Here is a 23,439-nt window from a genome sequence, read left to right as displayed (position 1 = left end):
TGGAGGACCACATTTTGTTCCCATAGACCTCCAATACCTGTTTATAATTATCAAAAAACCTCGCCCAAAAACGGACGAGGTTTTCCCTAACAGAACAAATCATTCTTCTTCGGGTTATTAAGACCAAACAACGGCCTAATAAACAAAGCAACTCCTGTGCCAAGCATTGCCATAACCATCCATACCCAACCGTGTAAACTAAATGATGCAATACCGCCAAAATAAGCACCAATATTACAACCAAAGGCAAGACGTGCGCCATATCCCATTAATAATCCGCCAACAATAGAGGCGCTGGCTGGGCCGACTTTTAGTTTTTTAGGTTTGAAGTTACCTTGCGCAGTCGCAGCAATGAATGCTCCTAAGATAACGCCAAAGTTCATCACACTTGTGGAGTCAGCTAGAACGGTTTGGCTTAATGCCATGCCGTTTTCCCCTTGGAAATATCCCCATGAAGCAACATCGACACCGACAGAATCAAGCGTTTTTCCTCCCCATAAAGCAAAGGCGGATGTTATTCCCCATGGCTGACCACGGACTGCTAGTGTCAGAGCGTTTAAGATTGCTAGAATTATTCCAGCAACAAATAACGGCCATGCTCCTCTAAAGATTTTCTTCCATCCGCTTGTTGTCACGAGTGGCTTCATTCTTGGAGGATTCTTTCTCTTTGCAAATTGAGCGAGAATAAAGTAAATCACAACAAACATAATTATTTGTACGATCCAAGCCCCACCATATCCCAGGCTTGTTGATGTAGCAAGGGAGAATGGTTCAAGTGACGGTGTGCTCATCCAGAATGGGAAATGAAGTGCGCCAACTGTTGATCCGATGATAAATGCTATCAGCGTAAGGATCATCGAACTGGAACCACCACCGAGGTTATAAAGTGTTCCAGAGGCACAGCCGTTTCCGAGCTGCATGCCAATACCAAATAGAAACGATCCAAAAATGACGCTCATTCCTACAGGAGAAACATATCCTGCGGGATCGGCACCAGTAAATGAAAAACCAGTACTAAGAATGACGGCAAATAATGTTGTTGCAACCATGAGCATCAGCATATGCGCCTGGAGCCCCTGTGTATTTCCAACGGACATAAGCCGTCTGAAAGCTGATGTAAAGCCAAAACGAGCTTGTAATAACGTAACGCCTAATGCAATACCTATTAAATAAAGCACTCCTTGCACCATATCCGTTGTGCTAACGATCGCAATAAATAAGATAACGGAAGCAATAACTCCGAGTGTTAAAAATGGTTTTTGGACAGGCTGTAGTTCTTTAATAACGGTTGTGGGATGTTTAATCCATGTCTTTGATGATTCAGCTACCTGCTGTTCCAAGAAAAAACCTCCTTATTCCTATTAAGTTAATAGGGTTTATGTGTATTAAAGTTTATAAGAAATAATGGTGTTTGTAAAGATATTATTGTTGGATAAGAGTTAAAATTACATTTAGACGGGGGAGCGTTCCTGTGATAGCGATGCTTCATTTTTATACATAAAGAAGCAGAAGAGTACAGAGTACAATCTAGCCTAGTCTAACTAATCAGGCTATATGGTATTCTATTGTATTTTGTAATTGAATTAATTCATGTATAATCGCTGCTTCATAATTGTTCTTTTATTTGATAATATATAGGATGTTACTCCCTTAATACACGAAAAGCAGTTTATTATTTCAGTGAGGGACCATTGTCTCTACTTGAAATTTTTATTCGCAATTGAAAATGTTATTCGTATAAATAGCAAAGGAAGATTTCTATGCAAAAAACCCTTTCCTGGGCAGCTGTTATCCTCTGGATGGGGTTAATTTTTCATTTATCACATCAAGCTGCTGCAGCGTCTAGTGAACTTAGTACAGGAGTTACAGAAATAGTGTTAGCCTTTATAGAAAAAGTTGTTCCAAATGAGGATTTAGATGTTAGCAGCATCCACCATATCATCAGAAAGAGCGCTCACTTCTTCATTTATTTTTTCCTTGGAATGCTAGTGCTTCATGCATTAAATATGAGTAAAGGAACTGGAGGCAAAACAATCGGGTTAGCGATACTCATCTGTGTGCTATACGCGATTTCAGATGAAGTGCACCAGCTATTTGTTCCAGGCAGGGGAGCTCAGGTGAAGGATGTGTTAATAGATAGCGCAGGAGCTAGTGTGGGCATAGTTGGCTATCTGTTGTTAAGTCGATTGATAAATATTGTCCGCAAGACGTGATTGATTTGGCGGGTGACAATGTGTTTTGTAAATGTAAGGAATGTTGCAAGAGTTAGATATAAACGTAATTAATCGAATGCTGAAAGAGGGAAACAGGTAATGACTAGAAAATCAAATCAGAAAAAATCTAGAAAACTATGGTTGAAAATTCCATTGATACTTATCGGGGTGATTGTCCTTGGAGTGGGAGCATATGCTATTTCCATTTACAATAACGTTGCCAAAACTGTAAACGAAAAAATGCATGAGCCCGTAGATTCAATTGATCGGGAAGCAACGAAAAAGAAAATGAAAGCAACCGAAAAGCTTACTATATTATTATTGGGAATTGATTCACAAGAAGGAACGAGCGGTCGATCTGACGCATTAATGGTTCTATCACTTGATCCAACAGACGATTCTATGCAGCTAATTAGTATCCCGCGGGATACGAGAACAACAATCGTCGGAAAAGGAACCGAGGATAAGATTAATCACGCGCATGCATTTGGTGGTACAGATATGTCTATAGCGACTGTTGAGAATCTATTGGATATCGAGCTTGATTATTATGTACGTATGAATATGGATGGACTGTCCGAATTAGTAGACGAGCTTGGGACGATTACAGTAGATAATGAGATTGCTTGGAATGATGGTACAAATAATTTTAATGTTGGCCCAGTCGAACTAGACGGCGACCAAACAATGGCTTTCGTCCGAATGCGGAAGCAAGATCCAAACGGAGACTTTGGACGAACATCCAGACAACGGCAAGTAATCGAAGGCATTATTAACAAAGGTGCTTCTGTAGGTTCCGTTACAAAAATCAACAGTACAATTGATATTCTAGGGAATAATATGGCAACAAATCTGGATTTTGACGATATGAAAAAGCTCTTATCTGGCTATAAAGATACAAGAAATAATGTTGTTAGTTATCAATTGCAAGGGGACGGAACGACGATTGACGGGATTTATTATTTGATTGTAACAGGTGAAGAGATTGCGAAGGTGCGAGGGATGCTTGAGGGAGAGGTTTAGGAAATGTGTGTTTGGCATTTGATTTTTGTATGAACTGGCATTCGATATTATCCGGATGAAAGTATATATATTCAATCTAATGGAACTTGACATGGAGCCTCTGTGGTAGAGGCCAAAGGCTATATAGCAAAGTTTGATCTTGCTTAGTAAATAAGCCTACCAATACCACTTCTCCATGTAGTGTTGTGTTTATACTGAATTCATTGCAAACTCGTGAATGTCAAGAGATACATTTATTAATCCTAACCAAAAGTTTTTCGTACACTTTTTTGATTAACTCTAAACGAATTATCGAGCTTATCTGTTTTATTGTCCGGAAAGTGGATAATGGGTACCGAGATTAATAGATATGTTTTTTTGTGTGGAAAAATGAAATCTATCTAGTTTTTAATAATTTCTCGTTCATTTAAAGATTGAACGGGACGATGGTTGTCAGGAAAAATGTCTTGGAATGCTTGAATTTGTACGTTTGACATTTCAATTGGTTGTTCAAAAATCATCCATTTCACTTCTTCTGTACAAGGAGGTGTTGTTAACGAACCGTTATAATGGAAAGATGTTTGATCTTGGGGTAGCAGTGCTTGTAAATCAATCGGTTCTTTTACGGGAATATCTTTTTCCGTTTCTTCCTTCGGTAATGCATTCCAAACAGATGCTAGATTTTCATTTTCTCTACCTTCTTTAATCATTAATCCAAGTACGGCAAGATTGCCATTTGCATCGTTATGTACTAGGTGCAGCTCCATATCATAATTTTGGCCATTAAATTGATGTTCACTCGGAGTATGAAAATGAAATTGATTGAGCTTGTAGTCCTTTTCTTCAATGACAATGCTGCTGCTTTCTGTTACAGCATTTGCCTGAACTGTGTGACCGTTGTTTACTAGTGAAAATGTTGTTGGCTCATATTGAATCTGAATTTCCTCTTGTTTTTTATTCGCTTTTACTTGGGGGAATTCGACATTAATGGGTGATTGTTCACTTCCATTGGCACAGGCTAAGTTTGCATTGTCCAGTTTTCCCCAGTGTTCAGGACCTGTATTCCCGTTATAAGACCACTGAGAAGTATGTGTAATAGCCTTTTCTGATTCCATTTCTTTCATACCAGTGTTTTGTTCCTCATTGGCATTATTTGTCTTTTCCTCTTTTGACCCAGCTGTTTCCGGAGTTTGTTCCGAGCAAGCTCCTATAAAAAAGCTTAAAGATACAGCTAAAATAAGATAAACGAAATTCTTCTTCATACTTAATAGGACTCTCCTTTTTCCATTTTCTTCTTGTTCATCCAACAATATACTAAAGAATAGAAGAACAATAAAGCGTTATTTTTCAATAATTGTTTGAATCCTATATTTCGGTAAAAACAGACTATTATTTCATAAGTATAAAAGAACGACATATGAAATATTCCTCCTACTAATTAATTAGTTATCGATTTGTATCCCGGATGAAAAATGATGAAAAAGGGAATCAACGATAAATTGCATCTGGCCTGAATCAAAAGAAGACGAGTGAGACAGCGATTTAATCCAAAAAATTAAGAAAATTGGGATCTTCGTATTCTTAATCATACAATTACAACGAATTTATAATAATTTTCCCATCATTCTCTCATTATGTTCTCATCTTTCAGCGGTATATTGATTAGTAATAAAAACATATGGAGGAATGTTATCATGAAAATCGTTATTGTACCGTCTGGGTTTAAAGAGTGTTTGGGCTCTGAGGAAGTGGCTTCAGCAATGGAACGCGGGGTAAGACGCTTTGATCCGTTTATTGATTTGGAAGTTATTCCGATGATTGATGGTGGAGAAGGATTTGCAAAGACGATTACTCATTTAAAAAATGGAGAATTAATATATGAAGAAGCTACAGGTCCTGTTGGGCAGAAGATATTAAGCCATTTTGGCGTTTTTGTTGAGAATGGAAAACGAACTGCGGTGATTGAAATGGCAGCAGTTGCTGGGCTGAAGCTCGTTCCTCGTGATCAACGAAATCCATTAAGAACAACTACTTATGGTGTAGGTGAGTTAATATTAGCTGCTCTTGATTTAGGTGTTGATCGAATCTTAATCGGCTGTGGTGATTCTGGAACGTCTGATGGTGGTGCTGGAATGGCGCAAGCTTTAGGAGTTCAGTTTTTGGATAAGCAACATCGATCAATTCCTATAAACGGTGGGAAGGATTTATTGGAGGTGGATTCTCTTAATCTAGCGAAATTAGATAAGCGCTTACAATCTGTTACTATCGATGTTGCATGTAATTGGCAAAACATTTTATGTGGCGAGAAAGGAGTGGCCAGAGTTTTCGGTCCACAAAAAGGGGCCACCCCATTACAAGTAGAAAAGTTATCAGCTTCTTTAGAGCATTATGCGGCGTTAATTCAGGAATCAGTTGGGATAGAGATAGGTTCATTGCCAGGGAGCGGTGCTTCAGGGGGGTTAGGTGCGGGATTAATTGCATTTACCGGTGCAACATTACATCCGCGTTTTAATATTATTATGGACTATATTAGTATTGAGGAAAAAATTTCTAATGCTGATATCGTATTCACTGCAGAAGGGAGTTTAGATTTTCAAACTCCAAATGGAAAAATTCCAGCGGAGGTTGCACGAATTGCGAAAAAGAATAACATCCCTGTGATTGCGATTACTGGAACAATCGGTAAAGGAGCAAATTTAAACTATCGTGCGGGTATAGATGCTTACAGTAGTATTATTCAAAAACCAACAACTTTAGAAAAGGCGATAAAAAAGGCGCCAAAGTGGATTGAGGAAAGTACAGAATCCGTACTGCGACAAGTTGCTATTGGCTTAGGAATTGGTGAAAGAAAATTGCTAAGGAAAGGCATGAATCAAAAGTGATGTCGCGCATGGAGAAACGATTAGATAAGCAGAATTGGATCAAATCACGGGTAAGCCAATTATCAACGAAGTCGGTCGTAATTATCAGCATACATGTCCTTCTAATAGCACTGACTCTATCCATTGGTCATTTAGACTTCAGTGGAAAGATAGCATTATTCGCATTTTTATCAGCAATGACGCTATGGATCACAACTAAAATACCCGCGGGATTCGTAGCGATTACACTTATTATGTTTATCATCATGATGAATGCGGCAGGTACGGAATTGTTATACGAATCACTATCTGAGAAGGTAGTATGGTTAATGATTGGTTCTTTTATTATCGGTGAAGCAGTGAAACGATCTGGATTAGCAGAACGATTAACCTGTTCTGTATGCAGAAGGTCAACGAAAAAAAGCAGTGTGCTTTTTGGAATAGGCTCGGTTTTCTTTGCATCTGCATTTTTCATTCCATCTACCTCAGGTCGGGCTGCATTATCCAGACCGATTGTGAATCAGCTAGGTGAAAAGCTTTCAACGAAAGAACAACGCGTATTGGCTATTATCACACCTGTACTTATATTAATGAGCACGTCAGCAACATTAATAGGTGCAGGCTCTCATTTAATCGGAGTCTCTTTACTGGAAAGTACATCTGGTCAAACCATTTCCTATTTAAAATGGTTTCTATGGGGAGTGCCATTTGCCCTCGTTGTTACGCTTGTTTCATTTTTTATTATTAAATGGTGCTTGTGGCCAAAAGGTGAAACGACGGAGATGGATGTAAAACCAGAAGAAAAAACAATGCAAAGAAATCAGTTATATGGGGCTGAGAAGAAGACACTGATTTTGATTTCATTTTTAATTGCAGGCTGGATGACAGAAACGATCCATGGCTATGATATAGCATTTATTACGATGATAGGTGCCATCCTGGTCATGATACCGAAATACGGAATCATTCGTTGGAAAGAAGGACTAGCGGCGGTATCCTGGAATTTGATTTTATTTGTTGCTGCTGCAACTGCGCTAGGAAAAGTGTTAGTCGATACAGGTGTAGTCCACTGGATTGAAAACGAAATGCTGCATGTGCTGCATTTGTTTGTAGGAGCACCAGATTGGCTCATTGTTTTCATTATCTTGGTTGTGACCGTAACGAGTCATTTGTATATTACTTCTCATACGACACGAGCGATTATCTTTATTCCAAGTTTATTAATGTTTAGTGAAACAATAGGAGTTAATCCTGTTGCAGTTGTTTTCTTAAGTTTAGTTGGGATGAACTATTGTGTTACATTTCCGGTTAGTTCAAAAGCATTGCTGTTTTTTTATGAGGAAGGCGACATATCCTATGATGCTAGTAATCTATTAAAGATGAGTGCTTTATTAATGCCTCTCTATATACTTCTTATGATGTTATTCTATTTTTCGTATTGGCAATGGGTGGGGATGGGGCTATGAAAGTATCTTTAACAGGCAGCGTTACCTTTGAGGGTCTGTTGCCTGTAAGGATATTCATTTTTATAAGAGGCATTGCCCTCTGCTACAACTCAACGAGTTATTCCTCCGTTCTTATCCATTCGATCCCTCATGTAAAAATAAAAAATCGAATACATAAATCAAATAGATTGCTTACTCATGTGTAATAAAATAGTATTTTTACATTTTAGGGTGAGTGGAAGGAAAGAATTGTCTATTTGAATAAAGCATTTCTGGGGAAACTAAGTTCACCAAGAGAGAGGTGATTTTATGGAAAGAAGTAAAAAGTATACAGCAGCTGGCACAAATATTGCAGCTGTTAAACAGTCAAATGAACAATCCGGCATGTCATATAACGAAGCAAAGGAATACATCGCTAGGACTACTGGTGGCCACGGAACGGCAATTTATAGCGACACGAATACAGAACAGGTTCGGAAAAAGAATCAAAAATGATAATAAAACGACGATCCCTGCTGGTTCGTGCGTTAGAAGCAGCAGGGGAGAATTATAGTTATTTTTTCATCTGTTCTTTGGCTATGTTAATCATTTCTTTAACCATACTGCCACCAATTGACCCTCCAACTTTTCCTGCTTGTCTGGAGGTAAGGTCTCCATTATTTCCTTTTTCCAAAGCGATGCCTTGTTCTTTAGCAACTTCATATTTTACATAATCCGGGTTATTATTATCCACGATATACCCATTGGCTTTCATGACACTACCTTTGAACTGACTGAGGTTTTTATTTCCCACGCAAAACACCTCCTCATGAATATAATTTCCGAAAATTTTAAGTTTATCCGGGTATATATGTTATATTTTAAAAGTTTACCAGTAATTTCAACTGTGATGCGATTAGTATAGAGAGTAATGAATACATTGGAGGGATGAAAAAAATGGAAAAGATATTATTCTCTTTTTGTGATGCAAGTCATAAAAGAATGATGCAGGATGTCTTTTTAAAAGTATTATGCTAAATAGGTATAAGGGATGTAATTACAGACACAACAATTAATACAAATCGAATAGTACCCGCAAGTAGTGACTGGTTGGCAGGTAATATTTACTTTGAAGCACAAAGTTTTTTTATAAGAACTATGTGAAATGTTAAAAACGAAGCATAAAATATAATTAGAAAATTCTAAAGATAATGTTGACTATGAAAGATAATATCGCTATAATATACAGAAATAAATTCTTTAAAATTATAATATTATAACAAAGGTGAGTTGAAATACATGTCATTAGAAGAGAATTCAGCAATACCATTACACAGGCAAATAAGACAATACCTAGAAAACAAAATAATTTCTGGAGAGTGGGAGCCGGGGTATAAAATTCCAACAGAAAAACAGCTTTCATCCCTTTTTAAGGTGAGTAATATTACAGTAAAACGCGCTGTACTTGACCTAGTTAACAATGGGAAGTTATACAGGAAAAGCGGAAAGGGTACATTTGTAAATAAACACGATAAAACTGACTTGTCTAGACTTGTTTCCATACATAATAAGTTTGAAGATGAGAAGCCCTATCCCCATAAAACATTAAGCTTTAAAAAAATAGTAGGAAATACTGAATTGATAAAGAATCTGCAGATAGACAAGAATGAAGAAATCTATTATATTTCTAGGATTAAACTAGAAGAAGAGAAACCCGTTATAATTGAAAATTCCTGGATACCTGCAGCTTTAACACCAGGTTTAACAGAGGAGGAAATTGAAAATAAACTACTATATAACTTATTTTCAAAAAAGTATGGGCTTAAGCTGGATACTGCAAAAGTGTTTATCTCCACAAAAACTGCAGATAAATCTGAAGCAGCGTTACTCAATATCCCCATTGGTGAACAATTATTAGTATTGGATAGGTATACGAAAGCAGAAGATGACTATATTGTAGAATATTCCCGTTTTAAGGCGGTATTTAAAGATGCAAAATATTTTCTTGAGATTAATTTATAATTAATGCTTGCTCATTAATATAACTTGCAAAATTATAATGTTATAACATTATAATTTTATCACATACAAAATACCTGTTATGAATAGATTATTGTATAACTAACTAGATTTGTATATTAAAATTTAATTTTTTTAGTCAAAATTTATCGAAAAATAAAAAATATATAACCTGAAGGAGGCTTTCTCATGCATATTAGTGAACATCCAGTTTTGAAAGAGAAATCCAATGAAAAAGTTTTTTTCTATTTTAATAATCATCGTTTAGAAGCAAAAAAAGGACAAACGGTGGCAGCTGCTCTTATGGCAAATGGTATTCGGAAATTGGGAGTGAGTCGGAAACTCTCTCAGCCTCGAGGTCTTTATTGTTCTAATGGAAGGTGTACAAGCTGCTTTGTAACGATAAATGGTCTCGATCATGTGATAAGCTGTACTACTCTTGTGGAAAACAATATGCAGGTTTTTTCCAATAATAATGATCCAGAAATAAGAGGTGAGAAATATGGAAACTGATTTACTGATTATAGGGGGTGGACCGGCAGGACTGCATGCAGCTCTTACTGCTGATAGAGCGGGGGCAAGGGTAGTAGTAGCCGATGAAACATTTTCTCTCGGTGGACAATTGAGACAACAGACTCAATGGTTTTCTAACCTTCCGGGACAGTATGGATATGGAAAGAAGCGCGGTACATGGGTGAATGAACAACTTATTAATCAAGTAGGAGCATCTAATGTACAGGTGTTAAAGAAACATACCATGATTGGTTCCTATCTTAATGGCAACATTGGTGTTTCTGATGGGGATAAGACTTTTGAAATCCAATCCCGAAAAAATATAATAGCGCCTGGAGCCCAAGAGGAAGCAAAAGTTTTTCCAGGATGGACACTTCCTGGAGTCATGACTGCTGGAGCAGCTCAAATACTAATAAACAGGGAAAAAGTATTGCCTGGTAAGCGTGCTGTTATGGTTGGTTCTAATGATTTTTCATTGGAAGTTGCAAGCCAGCTCAATTCTTGTGGAATAACAGTAGAAGCGATTGTGGAGGAAAAGAATCAAATCATCTGCTCTGATGGAGAGTTAGTGAAGACTGTGGAAAACGTTCCTGTCTATACAAACAGCACGATTGAAATAGTTACGGGTGCCGGAGAGGTGGAACACGTCGTAATTCAAACACCAGATGGGTCAAAAGAAGTTAATGCGGATCTTGTTTGTATTGCTAATGGATTCAGTCCGATACTGGAACCTTTTGAAATTATGAACTGTCATTTTGTTTATCAAAAAGAACTTGGAGGATGGCTAGCTGCGTACAATATTCATTTACAGACAACCAAACCTTCCTGCTATATTGCTGGAAATGCGGCAGGAATTACGGAACTTGGACCAATTCTATTAACGGGAGAAATTGCTGCTTTGAGTGCTTTAGAGGCGATGGGATTCATCAGCTCAGCAGAGGGAGATGAACAAAAAAGCAGATGCTGGAGAGAATTAGCTAATTTGGAAAGTGAAAAAGTACTTAAAGCAAGGACTGAAATGATAGCCGATTATCATCAGAAACATGAATTGAATCTCCCGGATTATTTCATGAAGATAAGAGGAGGGAAGATGTATGGATAAATCAACAATCGTCTGCCGTTGTGAAGAAATAAATGTTGATGAGATTGAGACAGCTATGAAGAATGGTGCTGAAACATTTGATGATATAAAGCGGCTGACTAGATGTGGGATGGGTCCTTGCCAGTCAAAGATTTGCCTTAATCCTGTAAGAGAAATTATTGCTGAATATACTGGCAAGCCTTTGGCAGATATTCGGATATCTAGGATGAGAATGCCATTAAAACTCGTAAGAATGAGTGCGCTTACAAATGGAAGTGAAGGCGGTAATGTTGCATCTGTTTTTGGAGAATCAGTGGAAGATGGTGAAACAAAAAATGAATAATGTATTTGATGTTATTGTGATTGGCAGTGGGGTTATCGGGAGCAGTATTGCCTACCATCTTTCAGAAAGTAAAAATCATGAAATTCTGCTTATTGATAAGGATTTCCCTTTATCTGGCACTTCAGGTTCTACGCAAGCATGGGTTTGGGTACATAGCAAAGTACCTTCTTGGTATGGGGAATTAAGTATGTTCAGCGCAGAACTGTACCCTTTTCTAGAAAAGAAAATCGGTGATGTGGAGTATAAAAGAACTGGTGGAATAGCCCCTTTTTTCAATGAAGCTGAACGGGAAAAAGCTTGGAGACTTGTTGAACAACAGGCGGAGGTCGGAATAGATATTGAAGTTCTAACAAGAGACGAAGTACTGGAAAAAGAGCCTTCTCTCTCTTCTAATGTAGCTGGTGCTACCTTCAGTAAACTAGATGGGAATGTGAATCCATTTCGCCTCGTTGAATTATATGTGAAAGCTGCAAAGAGGAATGGGGTTCAGTGTTCTTTTTATAATCAAGTAATCGATATAGAGAAATCTGGTGACATCTTTCGGTTGGAAACATACAAAGGAGTCTTTCGAGCGAAGAAAGTTATTATGGCAGGCGGTCCTTGGTCAAAGGATTTAGGAAGCATGTTAGGTGTGGAGATGCCGGTGAAGCAGGTACGAGGGCAAATTCTTGTTACAGAACCGCTTCAGCCGTTTCTTAAATATACTATTGGCGGTATTCGTCAGGCAGACAATGGTGAAGTATTAATTGGCTATTCGAAAGAGGAGGTGGGCTATGATAGAAGATCGACATTGGATGTTATTCAGCAAACAGCAAAAATGGCGACTGATTTCGTTCCAGCACTGGCCAAGGCAAATGTTGTTCGGACTTTTTCCGGGATCAGAGTAATGCCCAAGGACGGATTTCCAATTATCGGTGAGATCCCCAATATGGACGGTGCCTATGTGGCTGTTATGCACAGTGGAATAACATTATCACCATTAGTCGGTACATTAATGACAGAATTGCTGACAGATGGTGAAACTTCTATTGACCTTACTAGATACAGCCTTGCAAGATTTGAAGGAGTCTAAAATGGAATGTTAAAACAATATCAAAAAAAGCCAAATATATTAAGGGAGGAAAATGATGAATGCTGCTGTAGCGATAGTAATTAGCTCTATTGTAGTTTTAGGGGTAGGTGTGGCTATTTCGTTTTGGGTAGGAAAGAGGAATAAGGGAATAGAAGATTGGAATGTGGGAGGGAGATCCCTTCCAATGTATGTTGTTGCGGGCACACAGTTTGCTACTGGCATGGGGGGAGGAGTTCTTGTTGCACATGTGGGTATAGGTTACAGTGCTGGCTGGTCAGCAATAACGTATAACTTGCTATATTCTATAGGTATTGTTCTTCTTGTATTACTAGCGGGGTGGCTAAAGAAACATAATTTTTCCACCTTACCTGACATTTTCAAGAAGTTATATGGAGAGCACAAAATTATGATGAGTTCTGTTACATTACTAGCTATTGTGGTACCATTTGGCTGGTTATGTACACAGTTGGTGGCATTCGGAAACTTATTCACTGAAATAACGGGGTTATCTTTTACTTTATTGATTATTATATTTGCAGCTATCAGTTTGTTGTTCGTTTTACCTGGAGGAATGGCTTCGGTAGCATGGACTGATTTTGTTTTTGGTTGTTTTATGCTGCTACTGTCTATAGTTAGTGGAATATATATGTTAAATTATGCTGGAGGTTGGTCGGGAATTGCTTCGAATGTTCCTGAAAACCTTGTGTCGTTTCCTCAAGGGATGGGAGCGATTGGATTGACAACAATCGTATTTTGGATTTTTGCCATTTTTCCTGGTGCCCTTACAAATCAAATGTCTTATCAAAGAATCTATTCAGCTAAGGATGCCAAAACGGCAAAACAGGGTTTTATCATAGCTGCAATTGCCGGAATTATTAGTGGAACTTGGGCTTCCTTTATGGGGATTGCTATTCTTTCGCAAAATCCTGGTATGGATAATCCCGAGTTGGCTGCAGGATGGTTTCTAACTCAAATTCCTACTTGGTTTCTGGCGATTTATTCAGCTTTTATCATCGCAACTATCATGTCAACAGTCAGCAGTGCTATGCAGTCTGTAGTAGTTAATATAACAAATGATATTTATAAATCATATATCAATCCCGAAGTAAAGGATCGAACATTGATCAAAGCTTCGCGAATGCTATCCGTAATAATTATTGTATTTGCAATTGTTTTATCATTGTATTATCCGCAAGCTTTGGGATGGCTGCAAGCGACATACGCTTATTCAGCTGCAGGTTTGCTAGTTCCCATATTTTTGGGTATTGCCTTGCGACGAACGAAGTTACTTTCAGCAAAAGGAGCCATGGGTGGTATATTCGCTGGTGTTATTGGAGCGGCAATTGCTCAATTATTAAATACAGCCATTCCATATGCTGTATATGGGGTTGTTGGTTCCTTAGTAGGTTTCCTTTTATTCAGTATGATTTTTAAAGAAAAAAGAGGGCTTGATAAGAAAGTTTCTGGTCTATAAGTACAACTTGAATTTTCTTAATTTATAAATTTGTGGGAATATAATTAATTATATGATGAACGAATTAGTAATTGAAATCCTAAGCAATAGTAAGTATATGAAGGAGGAGAAAAAAATGGACGCTGATATAGGCATCATTGGAGTTGGAACAATGGGAAGCATGGCTGCATGGCAACTTGCAAAAAAGGGGGTATCTGTTATAGGTTTTGAGCAGTTTGGAATCGGAAATGACCGAACTGCTGCGGGAGGAGAATCCCGGCTTTTTCGTACAGCATACATGGAAGGACCTGAATATGTTCCCATGCTACAGGAAGCAAAAAAATTATGGAGGGAATTGGAAACAGAAAGCGGAAATTCACTGTTAACGCTAAATGGGGGATTAATGATTGGAGAATCTAACTCTCTGGAAATTAAAACAGTTTTAAAAAGCATCGAGGATTTTAAACTGGAGCATGAAATTTTAGAGGGAGACCAGGCAGCAATACGCTATCCACAATTTAAAATATACGATGATGACCTAGTCATATTAGATAAGGAAGCAGGCTTTATTCGACCGGAACTTTCAGTTGTATCAGCTTCTTTACTGGCTATGAAGCATGGTGCGAAATTAATGAAATATACCGCAGTAGATGAAATTATTCCTGAAACTGCTGGTGTACGCATTATTGCAGAAGGGAAAACGTACAAGGTAGGAAAAGTATTGATTACCACTGGTGCATGGACAGGGAAACTTTTACCAGCTTTAAAAAAGCAATTGATACCGAAAAGATTATTGCTGACCTGGTTTACACCGAAAAATCTTGCTGAAACAAAAGCAAATAAGCTACCTATATTTGCTAGAATGCGCGGAGATTTCAGGCTTACAGGAGCACCTTCACTAGATGGGTCGATGGTGAAAGCTTCCTATACAAAAGATCCTTTGCCAATAGAAAATCCATCTTCATTATACCGAGACGTATATCCGGAAGAAATTGAAAAACTGCGAGAATCCGTAAAAGCCTTGCTCCCAATGCTATATCCAGACCCAGTTCGTGCGAGTGCTTATATGGATGCTTATACACCGGATAATCATGCGTTGTTGGGAGAATTACCAGGAAAGAATAATACTATCATTGCAAGTGGTTTCTCTGGTCATGGTTTCAAACTAGCACCCATCATCGGCAGGATTTCTTCTGAACTATTGATTGAAGGGAAAACAAAAAGCAATATCAATCATCTTGATCCAGGTAGATTATTATCAAAGCATTATAAGTAGTACGGTTAAAATCGACTAAAGGTGTAATTAATAAAAGCAGACTATTCTGTGCTGGATAACGATCTAAGACTAAACTGCAACCGATGGGAAATAAGGATATTCGTGTTAAGTCCACATATATTGGAGTAATGAATGCGAGAGTGTAACATATGGCTGAGGTTTTTGTTAAAAGAGAGGGTGTAATGCCCTTTCTTTTTTGTGGAGTTGGAATCTACAGGAATGGTTGAAAGCTAACTATTGTTCAAAAATATTGTTGCTGTTGGTGAGATGGTATCGAAGCTCAAACAAATGCGAAAATTTAACATGCAAGCAATCTAGGTACAATCAAGTGCAAGCCCGAAAGGAAGGGCAGAGGTAATTCAATAAGTTGAATTACCCCACTATTTTTATTTAGTATGGAAGTTTGGTATATATAATAAAGCAAATCAGCCCTATAAGCGTATACAACTATTTGGTCGTTTTTCTTTATTATAATTTCAAATACGTGGTCTAGATCCAACGTTTTTAGACTATAACAATTTATTGAAAACGGAATACTATGAAGATCTTCCAGGTATTCACTGTACTCGCAATTCATTCTGATACACATCTAAAAACTGCTCTCCTTTTGCTGAAATAGTTGTTCCAGCTCTCCCTTTTCGAACGTTCAATAGTCCTGTTTTATTCAGCACTTCTATTCGTAATCTTAACTGCTGATCAGTAAGACTGTATTGCTCATCTGAAAGCAACTGCTTTATTCTCCTTCTACCATAAGATTCATTTTGCTTTTTTCCTTTCTGATAGATTTGCAGAAGGCTTATGCTTTCCGAAAGAAATCCATGTTTTTCAATCGTTCTTATTATTTCGTTGATACCTAAATCCTGTTCAGTGTTTTCGGTTGCATCGAATTTTTGGTTTCCTTTGAAAAATAGCGGTAATGATTCACGTTCAATGGATGTCGTATTTAAACATACACAGTATGAAATAACGTTATATAATTCCCTCACATTCCCTGGCCAATCGTAATGATAAAAGGCCTCCATTGCATCTGTAGAGAATACCAAATCTATTCTGTTGAAGTGACCCTTAAAGGCTTCAATTAATTGTGACAAATCATTCTTTCGTTCTTTGAGTGATGGCATCTGAAGTACATAAGAAGACATATAGGAATAAAGATACGTACGAATGATCCCTTTTTGAAATAACGTTGCCAAGCTTTCTAAAGAGGAGGTGATTATTCGTATTCGATTCTTCATCGGATTTAAATCATTTGATTCAATCAAGTTAAATAACTTACTTTGTAGGGCATATGGCAGTTGGTCGATATGCTTGATATATAGCGTCCCACCACTTATGGCATTGATAATACCTTCTATTTTTTCGTCTTTTGAGCCAAATAATTCCTTTTTTATAAGTTGTGGATCTTTGTCTAAACAATTATAGACGTAGAAAGGCAATGCTGCCCCAGTAGAATCATTATGAATCATTTCTGCAAGCATTTGTTTTCCTGTTCCAGTCTCACCCTCAATATGGATTGCATCAGGTGTTTTCGCTAGTTTGCTTGCTATCCTGATTGTAGACTGCAAGGAAGGGGAACTTGTCTTCAAACTATCTAATGTACGATGCTGATTTTGATCATGAATGGAGATGGGTAAGATTTCTGTTTTTTTATCGGTTGCATAAATCATTGCCTTGATATAAAGCTGAGTTAATAATGAAACCTTCATATCCAACTGACAGTATTGTTTTATTTGTATTAGTGTTTCTAAGGAAATAATGCGTGGTCCAATATCAATCATCCGTGGAAATCCTTTTGGGATAAGGTTCGTTTCTCCAGGAGTGATAACAAAGTCTATTTTATCAGGCATTGGCTTTTCTGAAATATAAGGATAAAAGGTATGGTTTGGCAAAAAAAGTTTCAGGGATTCCAACGTTTGTATCGTGTTATTGTAATTATCGTTTACAACCAATATATTTTTTCTTTGTTTCGAAAAAATGAGTTCTTTTAGATTTCCAATATTCTCTGTTCTTTGTGCCACAATGGAAATGGCAGCCTCGGGCAGAAATGGCTTTACTAATTCTTGTATTTCCATCGCAGATAATAAAACAAGATCACTCGATAAGAGAGTGTCGGAGTTTAACTCTTTTAAAGTTAGCCCTTCGATCTGGATGGAAGTTCCGAATATATACTCCAATTGATTTTTTAAAAATAGTAAGTTATCTTCTTGGATTCCGATAATAATTAATCTTTTTTTCATTAGTGTCACGCTCCATAGTTCCTATCATATACCCCTATTTTACATGGTAAATCGATATAATCATAGAATCCTTTTTTTATAAATGGGTTGTAATGGGTTGTATTAATTTGGATAATGATTTATAATCCTATTATTCTAATAATTTAAACAGGAAATTTAGTTGAAGGAGCAAAAAGATGTTTACACTGATTAAAAATGGTGAAATTTATGCACCAAATTATATGGGGAAGCAATCTATTCTAATGATTGATGAAAAGATAGTGAAAATAGGAACTATAAATGAAGAAAAATTGCGAGCGCTTTTTGACGTTAATGTGATAGATGCTTCTGGTTTAATTGCTACTCCAGGTATGATCGATCCACACGTACATTTAATTGGTGGAGGGGGAGAAGGAGGCTTTGCTACAAGGACTCCGGAAATCCAACTGAGTACTATTATTGCTTCAGGTGTTACTACTGTTGTTGGCTGTCTAGGGACAGATGGAACAACACGACATATGACATCTTTGTTAGCAAAGGCTAGGGGATTGGAAGAAGAGGGAATTACGGCTTATATTTATTCAGGTAACTATCATATCCCTACTCCAACGATAACTTCATCGGTAAAAGACGATATTATGTTAATTGATAAAGTGATCGGAGCGGGAGAAATTGCAATATCCGATTCCAGATCAGCTCAAGCCTCTTTACATGAGGTTGCAAAATTAGTTGCAGAAGCCAGAATAGGTGGTTTGCTAAGTAAGAAAGCAGGAGTAACTCATTTTCATGTTGGTATTGGAAAAGACCGTTTGGCATTTTTACAGGCGCTTTTAGAAGATTACGAAATCCCACCTGCAAATATTTATGCAACACACATTACACGAAGCAAGGAACTTGTTGATGATGCGATCCAGTTGGCGAAAAAGGGGGCATTTGTAGACATAACTGCAGATGAAGACACAGGTAAATGGATTCAGTATTATAAACAAAGTCAAGGTGACATGCATCAGCTGAGCATTTCCTCTGATGGAAATGGCAGTCTACCTAAATTTAATACGAGAGGGGAATTAATCGGATTTGGTGTTGCAACGCAGCAAACCTTGTTTGAGCAAGTTATATCCACTGTTAAAGATTATGGTTTGCCTTTAACTGAAGTATTACCTCTTGTCACTAGTAATCCTGCAAGAGCACTTCGTTTAGATGAAAAGGGTGCTCTGAAGGAAGGGTTTGATGCTGATATCCTTATGCTGGATCAAAATTCACTAGAAATTAAACATGTTTTTGCAAAAGGGCAACACATGCTTAGGGATAGGGAGATTCTTGTCAAAGGAACATTTGAATAAAGATATTAGGGGGAAATACGATGCAAAGAAAACCAACGTTATTAGAAGCATTTTTACCGATTATAGTCATGCTATTGCTATTAGCAATTGGTTACGGTGTTTACGGATTAAGTCCGGAGCCATTATTAATACTTGCATCTATCTTCGCTGGGGTTATTGCACTTAGGGTAGGTGTGAATTGGAATGAAATGATGCTTGGTATTCGCGAAAAGCTCGATATGGCAATGCCGGCCATATTAGTTTTGATATCAATAGGAATTTTAATTGGAAGTTGGATGATTTCAGGAACGATACCGATGATGATTTATTATGGTTTGGAATTAATTAATCCACAGTTTATTGTACTTATCGCGTTTATTGTCTCTGCAATCATTTCAATTGTAACAGGAACTTCCTGGGGATCTGCAGGTACAGTTGGCGTCGCTTTGATGGGGATTGCTACTGGGCTTGGCGCTTCATTGCCTGCGACAGCTGGTGCGATTGTTTCAGGTGCGTATTTTGGGGATAAATTATCTCCATTATCCGATACAACAAACCTCGCACCCATTGCAGCAGGGAGTGAGCTTTATGAACATATAAAGCATATGCTTTATACGACCGTTCCTGCAGCTATTGTTGCAATGATCGTTTACACAATTGCAGGGTTCAATTTATCGGCTAATGCTGTTGCAACACCAGAGGTAATGAATATCATGCTTCAGACATTAGCCGATATGTTTCATTGGAATATTATACTATTACTGCCCCCAGCCATTGTGCTTTATGGATCGATAACCCAAAAGCCAACATTGCCTACAATTATTTTTTCATCTTTTGTAGCTGCTATTATCGCAAAATTCTATCAAGATTTTGCAATAACTGATATATTTGCTGCTACTGTTACAGGGTTTGATGTTTCCATGATAAACAAGCCTGATTTTAATGCAGAAACGGTAATATTTGAAGTGACCAGGTTAGTTAATCAGGGTGGAATGCAGTCCATGACAAGTGTAATTATGATTGCCTTTAGTGCATTTGCATTTGCAGGAATTATTACCAAAGCAGGAGCATTGGAAGTAATTATGGATGCATTGTTAAAGATTGTGAAAAAGACTGGTGATCTTATCCTATCGACTGTTGCCTCCTGCATAACAATGGCACTTGTTACTGGAAATTCATATTTATCAATTATTGTTCCAGGAGAATTATTTAAAGAAACATATCAAAAGAAAAACCTACACGCAAAAAACTTATCAAGAACATTAGAGGATTCAGGAACTGTAATTGTTCCACTTGTGCCATGGTCCTCTGCGGGTGTATATATGGCAGGGGTTCTTGGTGTTTCAACGATTAGTTATGCGCCTTGGGCAATAGTTTGTTACTTAGGCTTTATTGTCGCGATTATATCGGGATATACAGGGTTTGGGATTGAACGGATTAAAACAAGTGATTCGAAAAAGGTTAATGCTGGGTAAGAGGAATTTTTACTACTTAGTATATGGAGGCGTTCACCTTCTAGGCTTTTTTCAAGTGCTTACTCGTTTTTAAATGGTGCTATTGAGGTAAAGTGTGGTATTTTTCATTGAACTTGAACATTGATGAAAAATACCACGTTATGTTTAGTTATTTGAATTTTGTTCTAGTCACATTAAATCCATCACACAAACTCCATTTTTTTAGAAATGTTAGTTGTAGAATCTAATACTAACTCAGCGTATTGGTCAAACTTAGATTCATCCATCCTAATTAAAAAGGAATCGTATGGTCATACTCTTAAGATTATTGGAATTTTAAACATAATGGGCAAGTCTACTGAAAATAAGTTGGAGGCATTTTAGGAGGACCATTCTTGATTGGAATAGTCCTAGTTGTGGTGAAAGAGGATAAGTTTATACTCTGTTCTCGCATTGGAATTATCTGTTCTTTACCAACCTATCTCTATTTCCCTAAATTATAAAATCTGCAATTCCTTAGGAAACGAAGTCAATACATCTGCTTTACCTTCTTCATTGATACAAACATTATCTTCAATTCGTACTCCTCCATAATTTGGAATATAGATTCCTGGCTCGATCGTAAATAAAAGACCTGGTTCTGCTATGTCTGCATTACTTTCGTGAATTGAAGGCTCCTCGTGCACTTCGATACCAAGACCGTGACCTACACGATTATTAAAATATTCTCCATATCCTTTTTCTTTAATAACATTTCTCGCAGCAATATCAAATGTTCTAAGTGGTACCCCTGCTTTTACAGCATCTAACCCCGCATTGGTAGATTGTAAGACAATGTTATAGATTTCTTTCTGTTTTTTAGAAGCTTCTCCTATTAAAAATGTTCGTGTTATATCTGAGCAATAACCATCTTTAATAACACCAAAATCTATCAATAGAAAGTCACCATTTTCAATGGTACGACTTCCTGGTGTTCCATGCGGTAGAGCTGATTTTTCCCCTGATAGAACAATAGTGGAAAAAGAAGGACCATCGGCACCAAATTTTCTCATTAAGTATTCTAATTCAGCAGTTAAATCCATTTCACTCATTCCGGTTTGAACTTTTTTGATACCTTCTGCTAAAACCCTTTCTATAATTTGGATAGGTTTTCTCATTTGTTCTATTTCAATTGGAGACTTCTTCATTCGCTCAGAACTGATGTAAGGTTGAATGTCGATATAGGAAGCCGTTGCGAAAGTTTCTTGTAAGTGTTGATACCGAAAGATATTGACAGCTTTCTTTTCCAAACCGAAAGTTAAAATGTTCGCACTTACATTCGTTTGGAGCTTGGTAAATGGGTTTTCTTCATCTGAGATGGGTACAATGGTTTGGACGGCAGAATCATTTCGAGCGATTTCTACATCTAATGCAGGCACAAACAACGTGGTTTTTTCATTTTTGTTGTCGATGACTAGTGCCATGAAACGTTCATGTGGATTGGAGAGAAACCCAGTGTAATAAAAAACATTGGCAGGATCAGTGATCATAGCGATATCAATCTTTTCGTTTTGTAAATATACTTGAATGGATTCAAGACGTTTTATGTATTCCTTTTTCATACAAATACCTCCTTGTAGTATGTTTTTATTTTAGATTAAGATTTAAACAATAGGAAATAAAATGATAACATTAGTAACTTGGCATGAATATTTCATGTACTAAGTGATTACATCACGTGTGCGTGGTTGAAATATAAGAGAAAGTCTCACCAAACGGATAAACCTTCTCTATTGCCATCAATTATATTGAAATATTTCCTTCTGCATATTTATCGTCAGAATCAATGTTTGTGTTTGTGAATTGGTCTGGTTGCACCTTCGATTTTACTCTCATTAGAATAATATATACAACTCCAGAAAATATTAATGACTGAAGAGCAGGGATGCCGATTGGAATAATATATTCTGTTAAGTAGCCAATAAATGAACCCAATAACATAGCGATAGTAGCCATCCAGTTCCAACCTTTATTATCAATCCATTGTTGTTTGCGAATAAAGAAGAAATCAGCAAACATAATAGCAGCTATAGAAGGATAAGTTACACCTAAAAGTATTAAAAATTCCTGGAAATATGTTAATATACCACCTAATGCTAATAAGACACCTAATAAAGAGCCAATTATGGTTAATATTGCTCTACCTTTATTTGAGTTAATATTAAACATATTTGCTGCAGCTAAACCGATAGAGTAACTTGCTACGATTTGACTTGTCCAAAGAGCAACATATAAAATAAGAAAACCCCAAATAGGAAAACCTAGATCCTGCATGACAACAACTATATCTGGGTTACCAACGCCTACCGACATGATGGCGCCAGTTAAGAAGAAGAGCAAGCCGATAATTACAATGCCTAGAGGAATTAAAGCTTGATCTTTTATTTTTGGTTTAGAGTATCTTGTATAGTCAGAAGCAATCAACCATTGAGCAACATTTGCGCCAAGTACTAAACTTATCGCTCCATAAAAAGTGATCGACTGTTCTGGATTCCAAGAAAATATCGAATCCCACCCTGTCCCTCTTAACGCTAAGTAAACTCCACCAGAAATTAATAATATACCGGCAGGAACAGCGATATAATCTGTCCATTTCATTGAGTCATATCCTAGAACTGCTGGAAGAGAAAAAACTAAACCAGATATTAAAGTGATTAGCGCCCATAGCATCCAGCTTTCAGTGTAATCAATTCCTAATGTAACTGATAGGGCATTTCCAGCTACAGCTGTATTCAGGCCAAACCATCCAACGTTTAATATAACTAAAGCAAGCCCTACTAAAAACCGAGCCTGTAATGAACCGAAACTAGTTCTTGCAATCACAGATGCGGGACGCCCTGTCTTTGCACCAAGATAACCTTGTAATCCATTTCCTATCCACTGTATAATTACTAAACCAATTAATAATATCCCGATAATTTCCAAAAGGCTAAAACTGCCTGCTAATGTAGATCCCACCATAATTACTGGCACGGCAAACTCAAGTCCACCAAATATAGTGGCTGGAACGATCCAATGCTGCCTTTTCGATAAAGGTACAGCAGAAAGAGCATTGTCTTTCTTTTTGCTTTCCATAAGCTACCTCCTTGTTTTTCAATAATTAGAAGTATCTGATAATTAATATGCTATTATGGTCCAAGAAGGCGATAGA

The 23,439-nt window shown here is 37.3% G+C and carries 20 protein-coding genes; 14 read left to right on the top strand and 6 right to left on the bottom strand.

The features are described from left to right. Positions 1-86: 86 nt before the first annotated feature. A complete protein-coding gene (locus MHH64_RS19600) occupies positions 87-1,340 on the bottom strand; it encodes a YeeE/YedE family protein (protein WP_340002270.1) in 1,254 nt (417 codons plus the stop codon). Positions 1,341-1,760: 420 nt separating this feature from the next. On the opposite strand from MHH64_RS19600, the gene MHH64_RS19595 reads away from it, so the two are divergent. Both MHH64_RS19595 and MHH64_RS19590 read left to right on the top strand, forming a co-directional pair. Then, entirely contained in the window at positions 1,761-2,213 is a 453-nt protein-coding gene (locus tag MHH64_RS19595) for a VanZ family protein (RefSeq protein ID WP_340002269.1), read from the top strand. 99 nt (positions 2,214-2,312) lie between these two features. Next, positions 2,313-3,236: an LCP family protein gene (locus MHH64_RS19590; protein ID WP_340002268.1), complete on the top strand. Its 924-nt coding sequence runs from the start codon at positions 2,313-2,315 to the stop codon at positions 3,234-3,236. A gap of 380 nt (positions 3,237-3,616) precedes the next feature. On the opposite strand, the gene MHH64_RS19585 is transcribed toward MHH64_RS19590, so the two are convergent. Continuing rightward, complete coding sequence (locus tag MHH64_RS19585; RefSeq protein WP_340002267.1) at positions 3,617-4,477, bottom strand: carbonic anhydrase family protein; 861 nt, start codon at positions 4,475-4,477, stop codon at positions 3,617-3,619. A 432-nt stretch (positions 4,478-4,909) separates the two neighbouring features. Between MHH64_RS19585 and MHH64_RS19580 the strand changes: the two genes are divergently transcribed. The 3 genes from MHH64_RS19580 (at position 4,910) to MHH64_RS19570 (ending at position 8,016) form a co-directional block, all read left to right on the top strand. Next, positions 4,910-6,097, top strand: coding sequence for a glycerate kinase (locus MHH64_RS19580; protein WP_251661189.1), 1,188 nt, complete (start codon positions 4,910-4,912; stop codon positions 6,095-6,097). A gap of 8 nt (positions 6,098-6,105) precedes the next feature. After that, entirely contained in the window at positions 6,106-7,542 is a 1,437-nt protein-coding gene (locus MHH64_RS19575; RefSeq protein WP_340002266.1) for an SLC13 family permease, read from the top strand. Between the two features lie 288 nt (positions 7,543-7,830). Further along, positions 7,831-8,016 (top strand): gamma-type small acid-soluble spore protein, encoded by a 186-nt coding sequence (locus MHH64_RS19570; protein ID WP_118890238.1) that lies wholly within the window; start codon positions 7,831-7,833, stop codon positions 8,014-8,016. Positions 8,017-8,074: 58 nt separating this feature from the next. Here MHH64_RS19570 and MHH64_RS19565 read toward each other — a convergent pair whose 3' ends face one another. Continuing rightward, on the bottom strand, positions 8,075-8,275 hold the full coding sequence (locus tag MHH64_RS19565; protein WP_340003292.1) for an alpha/beta-type small acid-soluble spore protein: 201 nt from the start codon (positions 8,273-8,275) through the stop codon (positions 8,075-8,077). Between the two features lie 524 nt (positions 8,276-8,799). Here MHH64_RS19565 and MHH64_RS19560 point away from each other — a divergent pair. The 7 genes from MHH64_RS19560 to solA all read left to right on the top strand — a co-directional run bounded on the left by MHH64_RS19560 (position 8,800) and on the right by solA (position 15,257). After that, positions 8,800-9,522: a GntR family transcriptional regulator gene (locus tag MHH64_RS19560; RefSeq protein WP_339316261.1), complete on the top strand. Its 723-nt coding sequence runs from the start codon at positions 8,800-8,802 to the stop codon at positions 9,520-9,522. Positions 9,523-9,708: 186 nt separating this feature from the next. Beyond that, positions 9,709-10,032 (top strand): (2Fe-2S)-binding protein, encoded by a 324-nt coding sequence (locus MHH64_RS19555; RefSeq protein WP_118890236.1) that lies wholly within the window; start codon positions 9,709-9,711, stop codon positions 10,030-10,032. Further along, entirely contained in the window at positions 10,022-11,134 is a 1,113-nt protein-coding gene (locus tag MHH64_RS19550; RefSeq protein WP_339316265.1) for an FAD-dependent oxidoreductase, read from the top strand. The genes MHH64_RS19555 and MHH64_RS19550 overlap by 11 nt, the downstream gene beginning before the upstream one ends. Continuing rightward, positions 11,127-11,456, top strand: a complete 330-nt coding sequence (locus tag MHH64_RS19545) for a (2Fe-2S)-binding protein (protein WP_340002265.1) — start codon at positions 11,127-11,129, stop codon at positions 11,454-11,456. Before MHH64_RS19550 ends, MHH64_RS19545 begins: the two co-directional genes overlap by 8 nt. Beyond that, positions 11,449-12,528, top strand: a complete 1,080-nt coding sequence (locus tag MHH64_RS19540) for an FAD-binding oxidoreductase (RefSeq protein WP_340003291.1) — start codon at positions 11,449-11,451, stop codon at positions 12,526-12,528. The genes MHH64_RS19545 and MHH64_RS19540 overlap by 8 nt, the downstream gene beginning before the upstream one ends. 55 nt (positions 12,529-12,583) lie before the next feature. Then, a complete protein-coding gene (locus MHH64_RS19535; protein ID WP_340002264.1) occupies positions 12,584-14,002 on the top strand; it encodes a sodium:solute symporter family protein in 1,419 nt (472 codons plus the stop codon). Positions 14,003-14,117: 115 nt separating this feature from the next. Further along, the gene (gene solA / locus MHH64_RS19530; RefSeq protein ID WP_340002263.1) at positions 14,118-15,257 is read left to right on the top strand and encodes an N-methyl-L-tryptophan oxidase; all 1,140 of its coding nucleotides are present in this window, start codon (positions 14,118-14,120) and stop codon (positions 15,255-15,257) included. 557 nt (positions 15,258-15,814) lie between these two features. Here solA and MHH64_RS19525 read toward each other — a convergent pair. Then, entirely contained in the window at positions 15,815-17,494 is a 1,680-nt protein-coding gene (locus MHH64_RS19525; RefSeq protein ID WP_340002262.1) for a sigma 54-interacting transcriptional regulator, read from the bottom strand. Positions 17,495-17,670: 176 nt separating this feature from the next. Here MHH64_RS19525 and iadA point away from each other — a divergent pair, with 176 nt between their 5' ends. Together iadA and nhaC are read left to right on the top strand one after the other, a co-directional pair. Further along, positions 17,671-18,816 (top strand): beta-aspartyl-peptidase, encoded by a 1,146-nt coding sequence (iadA, locus tag MHH64_RS19520; protein ID WP_340002261.1) that lies wholly within the window; start codon positions 17,671-17,673, stop codon positions 18,814-18,816. A gap of 20 nt (positions 18,817-18,836) precedes the next feature. After that, complete coding sequence (nhaC, locus tag MHH64_RS19515; RefSeq protein ID WP_303448760.1) at positions 18,837-20,270, top strand: Na+/H+ antiporter NhaC; 1,434 nt, start codon at positions 18,837-18,839, stop codon at positions 20,268-20,270. Positions 20,271-20,746: 476 nt separating this feature from the next. Here nhaC and MHH64_RS19510 read toward each other — a convergent pair whose 3' ends face one another. Together MHH64_RS19510 and MHH64_RS19505 are read right to left on the bottom strand one after the other, a co-directional pair. Continuing rightward, positions 20,747-21,850 (bottom strand): Xaa-Pro peptidase family protein, encoded by a 1,104-nt coding sequence (locus MHH64_RS19510; RefSeq protein ID WP_340002260.1) that lies wholly within the window; start codon positions 21,848-21,850, stop codon positions 20,747-20,749. A gap of 181 nt (positions 21,851-22,031) precedes the next feature. Beyond that, complete coding sequence (locus MHH64_RS19505; RefSeq protein ID WP_251661209.1) at positions 22,032-23,363, bottom strand: cytosine permease; 1,332 nt, start codon at positions 23,361-23,363, stop codon at positions 22,032-22,034. Positions 23,364-23,439: the final 76 nt, after the last annotated feature.

This window comes from Oceanobacillus sp. FSL K6-0127 (assembly GCF_037983385.1).
GTDB lineage: Bacteria > Bacillota > Bacilli > Bacillales > Amphibacillaceae > Oceanobacillus > Oceanobacillus profundus.
Note: the sequence above shows the minus strand (reverse complement) of the source record. Positions and strands in the feature narration are given on the sequence as shown.

Excerpts from the sequence above, each read along its gene's own strand:
- MHH64_RS19595 (WP_340002269.1), top strand. The coding sequence starts at position 1,761 with ATGCAAAAAACCCTTTCCTGGGCAGCTGTTATCCTCTGGATGGGGTTA.
- MHH64_RS19590 (WP_340002268.1), top strand. The coding sequence starts at position 2,313 with ATGACTAGAAAATCAAATCAGAAAAAATCTAGAAAACTATGGTTGAAA.
- MHH64_RS19585 (WP_340002267.1), bottom strand. The coding sequence starts at position 4,477 with ATGAAGAAGAATTTCGTTTATCTTATTTTAGCTGTATCTTTAAGCTTT.
- MHH64_RS19580 (WP_251661189.1), top strand. The coding sequence starts at position 4,910 with ATGAAAATCGTTATTGTACCGTCTGGGTTTAAAGAGTGTTTGGGCTCT.
- MHH64_RS19575 (WP_340002266.1), top strand. The coding sequence starts at position 6,106 with ATGGAGAAACGATTAGATAAGCAGAATTGGATCAAATCACGGGTAAGC.
- MHH64_RS19570 (WP_118890238.1), top strand. The coding sequence starts at position 7,831 with ATGGAAAGAAGTAAAAAGTATACAGCAGCTGGCACAAATATTGCAGCT.
- MHH64_RS19565 (WP_340003292.1), bottom strand. The coding sequence starts at position 8,275 with ATGAAAGCCAATGGGTATATCGTGGATAATAATAACCCGGATTATGTA.
- MHH64_RS19560 (WP_339316261.1), top strand. The coding sequence starts at position 8,800 with ATGTCATTAGAAGAGAATTCAGCAATACCATTACACAGGCAAATAAGA.
- MHH64_RS19555 (WP_118890236.1), top strand. The coding sequence starts at position 9,709 with ATGCATATTAGTGAACATCCAGTTTTGAAAGAGAAATCCAATGAAAAA.
- MHH64_RS19550 (WP_339316265.1), top strand. The coding sequence starts at position 10,022 with ATGGAAACTGATTTACTGATTATAGGGGGTGGACCGGCAGGACTGCAT.
- MHH64_RS19545 (WP_340002265.1), top strand. The coding sequence starts at position 11,127 with ATGGATAAATCAACAATCGTCTGCCGTTGTGAAGAAATAAATGTTGAT.
- MHH64_RS19540 (WP_340003291.1), top strand. The coding sequence starts at position 11,449 with ATGAATAATGTATTTGATGTTATTGTGATTGGCAGTGGGGTTATCGGG.
- MHH64_RS19535 (WP_340002264.1), top strand. The coding sequence starts at position 12,584 with ATGAATGCTGCTGTAGCGATAGTAATTAGCTCTATTGTAGTTTTAGGG.
- solA (WP_340002263.1), top strand. The coding sequence starts at position 14,118 with ATGGACGCTGATATAGGCATCATTGGAGTTGGAACAATGGGAAGCATG.
- MHH64_RS19525 (WP_340002262.1), bottom strand. The coding sequence starts at position 17,494 with ATGAAAAAAAGATTAATTATTATCGGAATCCAAGAAGATAACTTACTA.
- iadA (WP_340002261.1), top strand. The coding sequence starts at position 17,671 with ATGTTTACACTGATTAAAAATGGTGAAATTTATGCACCAAATTATATG.
- nhaC (WP_303448760.1), top strand. The coding sequence starts at position 18,837 with ATGCAAAGAAAACCAACGTTATTAGAAGCATTTTTACCGATTATAGTC.
- MHH64_RS19510 (WP_340002260.1), bottom strand. The coding sequence starts at position 21,850 with ATGAAAAAGGAATACATAAAACGTCTTGAATCCATTCAAGTATATTTA.
- MHH64_RS19505 (WP_251661209.1), bottom strand. The coding sequence starts at position 23,363 with ATGGAAAGCAAAAAGAAAGACAATGCTCTTTCTGCTGTACCTTTATCG.